This window comes from Actinosynnema sp. NPDC023658, assembly GCF_040639995.1.
Taxonomy (GTDB): domain Bacteria; phylum Actinomycetota; class Actinomycetes; order Mycobacteriales; family Pseudonocardiaceae; genus Actinosynnema.
The window spans coordinates 1-7291 of the sequence record NZ_JBFAAX010000297.1 but is presented as its reverse complement, the minus strand read 5'-3'; the positions used below and the strand labels follow the sequence as shown (position 1 = coordinate 7291).

The window sequence follows — 7291 nt, the reverse complement described above, 5'->3', positions numbered from 1 at the left end:
GTGGCACCGGCCCGCAGCACCGTCGCGCACGACCGCCACACCGCGTCCGCCGCCGCACGCTCCCCTTCCGACGCCGTCCCGACCACGGCTTCGGGTTCGGCTTCGGTGGCGGCTGCGGTCGGCCCACCGGCACCGGGTTCGTCCGCGACCGGTCCGTCCGCGACCGGTCCGTCAGCGATCGGGGCCGCCGCGACGGCGACACCGCGGTGCAGGCACTTCGGCGCGAGCAGGCAGCTGCACGCCAGGTCGTCGGCCGCCGTGAGCACACCTCGCCGCAACGTCCAGGTGAGCGTGGTCTCCGGGTCGAGCACGGCGCGAGCCGTGTCGGCGTCCGCGGTCACCGCCCACTCGGAGACGCGGCTCAGGGACGCGTCGACCCTCTTGCGCAGCCGGGGCGGCAGGGCGTCGAGCACGTCCGCCACCACCGCGGGGGACACCGGTGGCACGCTCATGACCCGCGCACCTTCTCCCCCACCCAGCGGGCGAGCTCCTGCGGGCTCAGCGCGGCCACCGGCATCCCCGCGGCGACCAACGCGCCCGCTACCGACGTGGAGTAGCGGGCGACGCCCCGGTCGTCGAGGCTCGCGCAGCCGAGCACCGTCACCCCGGAGGTGACCAGCGGCCGCACCAGCTCCAGCACCGGCCCACCGGACCGCAGCTGCAGCCCGGCCAGCTTCTGCCGCACGGCGATGCGCCGGTCGGCCCTGGTCAGCGCCGCCACGGCCGCCCGTGCGACGGGCAGCAACGTCCCGTCCGCGGCCACCAGGCCGGTGGCCCGACCGGCCTCGATCACGTCGCCCACCGCGTCCGCGTCGACGCCGAGCAGCCCGCCCAGCAGGTCGAGCCGCAGCGCCGCGCCCGCCTCGGCGGCCAGCAGGTACTTCTGCACGTCGGCGTCCAGCCAGTCCAGGTCGGCCCGGAACGACGCCACCACCTCGGGCGGCAGCTCGGCCGCCGTCAGCCCGGCCAGCCGCTGCACGAACCGCGGCACGCCACCGGTCTGCTGGTGCACGTAGTCCACCAGCCCCCGCGCGGACGCGGGCAGCACGGCCCGCACCTGCTCGCGGGTGAACGGCTCCAGCGCCAGCGACGGCCGCGCCCGGCCCAACGACTCGGCCAGCGCCGCCAAGGCCCGCGACCGCGGCCACGGCCGGTAGGCCACCACCACGTTCTCCTCGCCCCGCTCCACGAGGGAGCGCAACGACAACAGCTCCGCGTCCGGCAGCAGGTGCGCGTCGTCCACCACCGACGCCGACGCGCCGGCGTCCTCGAACGCCCGCGCGACCTCCCGCAGCACGGTCGTCTTGCCGTACCCGCCGGGTGCGACGACGCCGAGCCGCACCACCGCACCGGACGCGACGGCCTCCAGCACCTGCGAGACCTCCGGGGACCACACCGGTCGCGCGATCATGCTCGGGGTCAACGGCCATCCTCGGGGTCACGGGCACGGCGCCCACCGGTCACCGCGAGCCCGCGCACGACGCGCTTCACGCTGCGCCGCTCGGGCAGGTCGAGCGGTGTGATGTCGACGGGCGGGCGGGGCGGCGGCGCGGTGAACTCCGCGTCCGGCACGTCCTGCCCACCCACGGGGAACCTCAGCAGCGGGTCGTCGTCGCCCACCATCACCGACGTCTCGATCGGCTCCGGTTCGGCGTCCGGCCCGACCACCAGCCGGCGGGCCGCCAGCGCCGCGCCCTTGACCACCGACGTCTCGGGCGCGGCCTCCAGCACCACCCGGCCGGGCACGGCCGCCGCGACCAGCGGGATGCGGGCGCTGCCGCCGACGAGAACGGTCATCCCCACCCCGTTCGCGACCCGGCCGAACACGGCGGCGGCCTGCTCCACGTCGGGCCTGATCAGGTCCTCGAACTGCGCGCGGGTGATCGGCACGTCCACCGGCCCGGACGGCAGGTGCACCGGGACCGAGGTCTCCACCGCGCCGGACAGCACGCGCTTGGCCCCCTCGCAGTCCCGCCGCAACCGCGCGAACAGGCCGCGGGTGCGCGGGTCGTCGGCGTCCAGGTCGGCCAGCTCCCGCCCCAGCGAGCTCCGCACGTGGGCGAACACCGCGTCGTCGAAGTCCACACCCGCGGCCTGGTCGACGCCGTCCGCGGTGTGCAGCAGCTCGAACCCGCGGCCCACCACCGAGGCGCTGAACGCGTGGCTGCCCAGGCTGAACACGCCCAGCGAACCGGCGAACGACCGGCTGAACGCGTGGTTCTCCGCCGCCGCCACGGGCTCGGGCACCAGCGAGGCCTCCACGCCCACCGACCGCAGCGCGCGGTGCATCAGGCCCTTGGCGTGGGTCCCCCAACCGGGCGGGTGCGCCAGCACGACGTGCGCGGGGCGTTCGCCCTCGCGGGCCGACACCTGGTCGGTCACCCACAGGACCATCAGCGCGGTCAGCTCCTCCGCCGGGAGGCGCTCGCCACCGCCCAGCACGACCGGGACCTCGTCACCGACCCGGCGACCGAACCCGGTGGCGGTCCACCGCGGGTCGCCCGGCTCACCGACCGCGAACGCGCCGTCGGAGGTCAGCTGCAACGTCGACGCCACCCCGCCGCCCGGACCGCCCAGGCCGATCACCTCGGGCTCGGACCGCCCGGTGCCGCCCAACCTGCACACGGCCGCGGCGGTGCGCGTGGTGCCCACGTCGACCCCGAGGACGTACGGCAACTCGGAGGCCTCCTTACTCACCTGATCGAAGTACGGCGATACCTACACGGGTTACGAGAGGGTCACAAGCGCATCCCCTAACCCCCTAGGGAGTGAACGAGAACCACCCCATCGTGGATGCGGCATCTACTGGGAGTAATCCCCGATGGCCGGCAATCCCCCCGTGGATACGTTGATCACCACGCCGGACCCCCACCCCTGCCGGGCCGGCCACCCGCGTCCGAACTACCAGGAGAAATCCATCATGGGCTCCAGCCCCAACACGCTGCACGACTTCGTTCTCGACCTGCTCAGCGACCCGACCGCGCTGGCCGACTTCCAGGCCGACGCCGAGGGCACCCTGGCGAGGGCGGGCCTGAGCGACATCAGCGCCCTGGACGTGCAGGAAGTCATCCCGCTGGTCCTCGACTACGTGCCGACCGGGAGCCTGCCCGCTCTCGACGGCATCGCCCTCGACGACCTCCCGCTCGACCTGCTCGACGCAGGCCAGGCCGGCGCGATCTTCCGGCTCAAGGCCGTCGCCGACCAGTTGACCGTGTCGGGTGCCACCGGCGCGGGCGACGTCAAGGCCGCCGTGGCGGGCACGTTGAGCGCGGACGCCCACGGCCTGACGCTGTTCGGCGGTGTGTCGAGCTGGGACCTGCTCGACGGCGCCGCGTCGGCCAAGCTGCGGGTGGAGGGTGACTTCTCCTCGGTGGGCGACGTGACCGACACCCTGGACGGCACGCTGCACACCGCCACGGCGATCGGCACGCTGGACGGTGCCGCCGCCACCGCGGGTGGGGTCACCGGCGCGCTGCCGCACGCGGACAGCCTGACCAGCTCCGCGTTCGGCGCCGTCGACACGCTGCACGGCGTGGTCGACGACGTGACCGGTGGCCTCACCGGCAACCTGCCCGTCGGTGACCTCGGCAACGTGGCCGACCTGGGCCACCTCGGCAACGTCACCGGCAACCTGGGCGACCTGGGCAACCTGGGCGACACCCTCGACGTGACCGGCTCCGCGCACGGCCACCACAACGCCGACCCCCTGTCCGGCGTGACCGACACCGTGGGCGACGTCGCGCACACGGCCGGTGTCGGCGGCGTGGTGAGCAACGTCACGGACGCGGTCGATGGTCTGGACCTGCCGGTCGTCGACTCGCTCGGCGTGGACGACCTGCTCTTCTGAGCCCGGCGCACCACCTCGGGGCCGGTTCTGTCCACTGGACAGGACCGGCCCTCGTGCGTACCCGGACTTTCACCCGGACGGGTTTTACCGGCACACTCTTCCGGGTGATGTCCGCGCCTTGGCTCGACGTGCTCGACGACACGATCCGGGCTTGCGCTGCGCACAACCGGCCCGACCTGGCCGAACGGTTGCGCGACAAGCGCGCCCGCCAGCTGGACCCCAAGCTCCGCGTGCTCGTGATCGGCGAGCCGAAGCAGGGCAAGAGCCAGCTCGTGAACGCGATGGTGAACGCCCCGGTCTGCGCGGTGGGTGACGACGTCACGACCACCGTCCCCACCTTCGTGCAGCACGCGGAAACGCCCTCCGCGGCGCTCGTGCGCGGCGCGACCATCGCCAACACCCCCACCGAACGCATCCCCGTGCCGATCGACCAGCTCGCCAACCACCACCACGGCGGCGACGTGGTCCGGGCCGAGGTCGGCATCCCCCGCGCCCTGCTCGACTCCGGCCTGGTGCTGATCGACACCCCCGGCGTGGGCGACCTGCGCCCCGCGCACACCGCCAGCACGTTCGCCGCCCTGCTCCAGGCCGACGCGGTGCTCATGGTCTCCGACGCCACCGCCGAGCTGACCCGGTCGGAGCTGGAGCTGCTCAAGCAGGTCATGACGTCCTGCCCCAACGTCACCGTCGTGCTGACCAAGATCGACATCTCCGCCCAGTGGCGCCGCGTGCTCGAACGCAACCGCGCCCACCTCGCCCGCGCCGGCGTGGCCGCCAAGCTCATCCCGGTGTCCGCCGCGCTGCGCCTGCGCGCGGCCAAGACCGGCGACAAGGCCCTCAACGCCGAGTCCGGCTTCCCCGAGCTGATGGCCTGCGTGCAGCAGGACATCCTGGCCGCCGCCGACGTCCTGGCCCGCCGCACCATCGCCGTCACCGCCGCGTCGGCCATCAAGCAGCTCGTCACCCCCGTCCGCGAGGAGCTGACCGCCCGCGCCGCCCAGGGCGCGGAGAACACCATCTCAGCGCTCAACGAGGCGCAGCGCCGCATCGACGAGCTGCGCCGCCGCTCCGCGCGCTGGCAGGCCGTGCTGGCCGACGAGATGGCCGACCTCGTCTCCGACATCGAGTACGACCTGCGCGACCGGACCCGCAAGATCCTGCGCGAGGTGGACAAGACCTTCGAGACCGCCGACCCGGCGCTCGGCTGGGACAAGTTCGAGGCCTGGCTGGAGGACAACCTCACCGAGAGCGCCACGACCAACTTCGCCTGGCTGCTCGACCGCTCGGAGTGGGTGGCGGAGAAGGTCGCCAAGAGCTTCCCGGTCGCGCGCGACGACCTGCTGCCCGAGTCGATCTTCCCGGACGACGTGCTGGACCGGGTCGCGCCGATGGACAAGCCGGTGATCGAGAAGTTCAACCTGGTGCAGAAGGCCTTCACCGGCCTCAAGGGCTCCTACGGCGGCGTGCTGATGTTCGGCCTGGCCACCAGCCTCGCCGGGATGCCGCTGATCAACGCCATCTCACTCGGCGCGGGCGCGCTGTTCGGCGGCAAGTCGATCATGGACGAGGGCGACCAGCGCCTGCGCCGCCGCCAAGCCGCCGCCAAGGCCGCCGCCGCCCGGCACGTCGACGACTTCTTCATCAAGTTCAGCAAGGACTGCCGCGACGCGGCCCGCCACATCCAGCGCAGCCTGCGCAACCACTTCTCCACGCTGGCCGAGGAGATGCAGGAGACGTTGCTGGAGTCGGCCCGCAGCGCCCGCCGGGCCGTGCAGGACGACAACTCCGAGCGCGAGCGCCGCAACCGCGACGCCAAGCGCGAGCTGGACGAGCTCGTCGCCCTCTACCAACGGGTGCAGGCACTCGGCCACGCCCCGCCGCTGGGGATCAGCGCGTGACGCTGGAGGACGAGGTCTGGGCGCTGTTGGAAGACGCCCTGTCGGTCTACCGCGACAGCCCCCGCGCGGTCGCCTGGCTGCGCGGCCACCAGGCGCGGTTCGGCGAGCCCATCCGGGTGGCCGTCGCGGGTTCGGCGCGATCGGGCAAGTCCACCGTCGTCAGCGCCCTGATCGGTGAGGAGTTCGCGCCGACCGGCGCGACCACCTGGTACCAGGACGGCCCGCAGCCCAAGGCCCACGTGGGCCAGTACGAGGTGCCGGTGCTCCGCCGCGACGGCAAGGCGTTCGTCGACGCCCCGGACGCCGAACGCGTGGTCGTCGAGTGGCCGTCCCGTTCGCTGCGCGACCTGACCCTCATCGACACCCCCGCCGGCGCACCGGTCGAGCACGTCTACGGCGAAGCCGACGCCGTCCTCTACCTGACCAGGCACCTGCACACCAGCGACGTGCAGTTCCTCCAGACCGCGCACGACCACCCCGTCGCCCGGGTGGCGCCGGTCAACACCGTCCTGGTCCTGGCCCGCGCCGACGAGATCGGCGGCGGTCGCATCGACGCCCTGTCCTCGGCCAAGCAGATCGCCCGCCGCTACCGCCGCGAAGCCACCGTCACGCCCCTGTGCCAGAACGTCGTCGCGGTCGCCGGCCTGCTGGCCGTGGCCGCCCGCACGATCCGCCCGGACGAGTTCGCCGCCCTGGCCGCCCTGGCCTCGTTGCCGCGCACCGAACTCGACGACCACCTGCTCTCCACCGACCGCTTCGTCAGCGAGGACTTCCCGGTCCGCCTCGACCCGGCGGTGCGCCGCGCACTGGTCGACCGCTACGGCATCTTCGGCGTGCGCCTGACCACCACCCTGATCCGCCAGGGCTTCGACACCCAGGTCAAGCTGACCGGTCAGCTCGTGCAGCGCAGCGGCCTGGGCGAGCTGCGCGACTCGATCGGCATCTACTTCACCGAGCGCCGCGAAGTCCTCAAGGCGAGGGCCGCGCTCCTGGGCCTCGACGTGGTGCTCCGCGCCGAACCGAGACCACCCGCCCTCGGCCTCTCCGCCGCCGTGGAGCGGATCCTGGCCTCAGCCCACGACTTCCGCGAGCTCCGCCTCCTGGCCGCCCTCCAAGGCGGACGGACGCGCCTGCCGAACAACCTGGACACCGAAGCCTCCCGCCTCGTGGGCGGCCTGGGCACCAACCCGGTGATCCGCCTGGGCATGGACTACGAACCCACCGAAGGCGAACTGCGCCACACCGCCCTGAACACCCTGGGCCGCTGGCGCGACCACGCCGCCGACCCCACCCTGGACCACTCCCAACGCCGCGCCGCCACCATCGTCGTCCGCAGCTGCGAAGCCATCCTCACCAACCTCCCCACCTAACCCCCACCCCACCGCCCTCACTCCCCGCCATCCCACCCCCATCCCATCCCACCCCCAACGGCCCCGCCGCCACCCCCACCAAGGCCCGATTTGACATGGGTTCGGGTGCCTTAGGCTGGTCGAAGCCGGCAGGCTTGGCGGGCGCTTTATCCGCCGGGCCTGCCGGCTTTGGCCTG

Annotated in this window: 5 protein-coding genes and 1 pseudogene; 3 read left to right on the top strand and 3 right to left on the bottom strand. The window is 73.4% G+C overall.

The genetic code is table 11. The features are described 5' to 3' along the window. The 3 genes and pseudogenes from AB0G02_RS24355 to AB0G02_RS24345 all read right to left on the bottom strand — a co-directional run. Positions 1–452, bottom strand: a pseudogene (locus AB0G02_RS24355) (hypothetical protein); the annotation flags it as partial. Next, positions 449–1423 (bottom strand): VWA domain-containing protein, encoded by a 975-nt coding sequence (locus AB0G02_RS24350; protein WP_360797772.1) that lies wholly within the window; start codon positions 1421–1423, stop codon positions 449–451. The gene AB0G02_RS24350 and the pseudogene AB0G02_RS24355, both read right to left, overlap by 4 nt. Beyond that, complete coding sequence (locus tag AB0G02_RS24345; protein WP_360797771.1) at positions 1420–2697, bottom strand: Hsp70 family protein; 1278 nt, start codon at positions 2695–2697, stop codon at positions 1420–1422. The genes AB0G02_RS24350 and AB0G02_RS24345 overlap by 4 nt, the downstream gene beginning before the upstream one ends. A gap of 142 nt (positions 2698–2839) precedes the next feature. On the opposite strand from AB0G02_RS24345, the gene AB0G02_RS24340 reads away from it, so the two are divergent. From AB0G02_RS24340 to AB0G02_RS24330, 3 genes are all read left to right on the top strand, one after another. Then, the gene (locus tag AB0G02_RS24340) at positions 2840–3847 is read left to right on the top strand and encodes an IniB N-terminal domain-containing protein (RefSeq protein ID WP_360797770.1); all 1008 of its coding nucleotides are present in this window, start codon (positions 2840–2842) and stop codon (positions 3845–3847) included. A gap of 107 nt (positions 3848–3954) precedes the next feature. Beyond that, entirely contained in the window at positions 3955–5745 is a 1791-nt protein-coding gene (locus tag AB0G02_RS24335) for a dynamin family protein (RefSeq protein WP_360797769.1), read from the top strand. Beyond that, positions 5742–7115, top strand: a complete 1374-nt coding sequence (locus AB0G02_RS24330; protein ID WP_360797768.1) for a hypothetical protein — start codon at positions 5742–5744, stop codon at positions 7113–7115. The genes AB0G02_RS24335 and AB0G02_RS24330 overlap by 4 nt, the downstream gene beginning before the upstream one ends. Positions 7116–7291 lie beyond the last annotated feature (176 nt).

What these genes read in the sequence shown, in the direction of transcription:
- AB0G02_RS24335 (WP_360797769.1), top strand. Translation starts at nt 3,955, where the DNA reads ATGTCCGCGCCTTGGCTCGACGTGCTCGACGACACGATCCGGGCTTGC.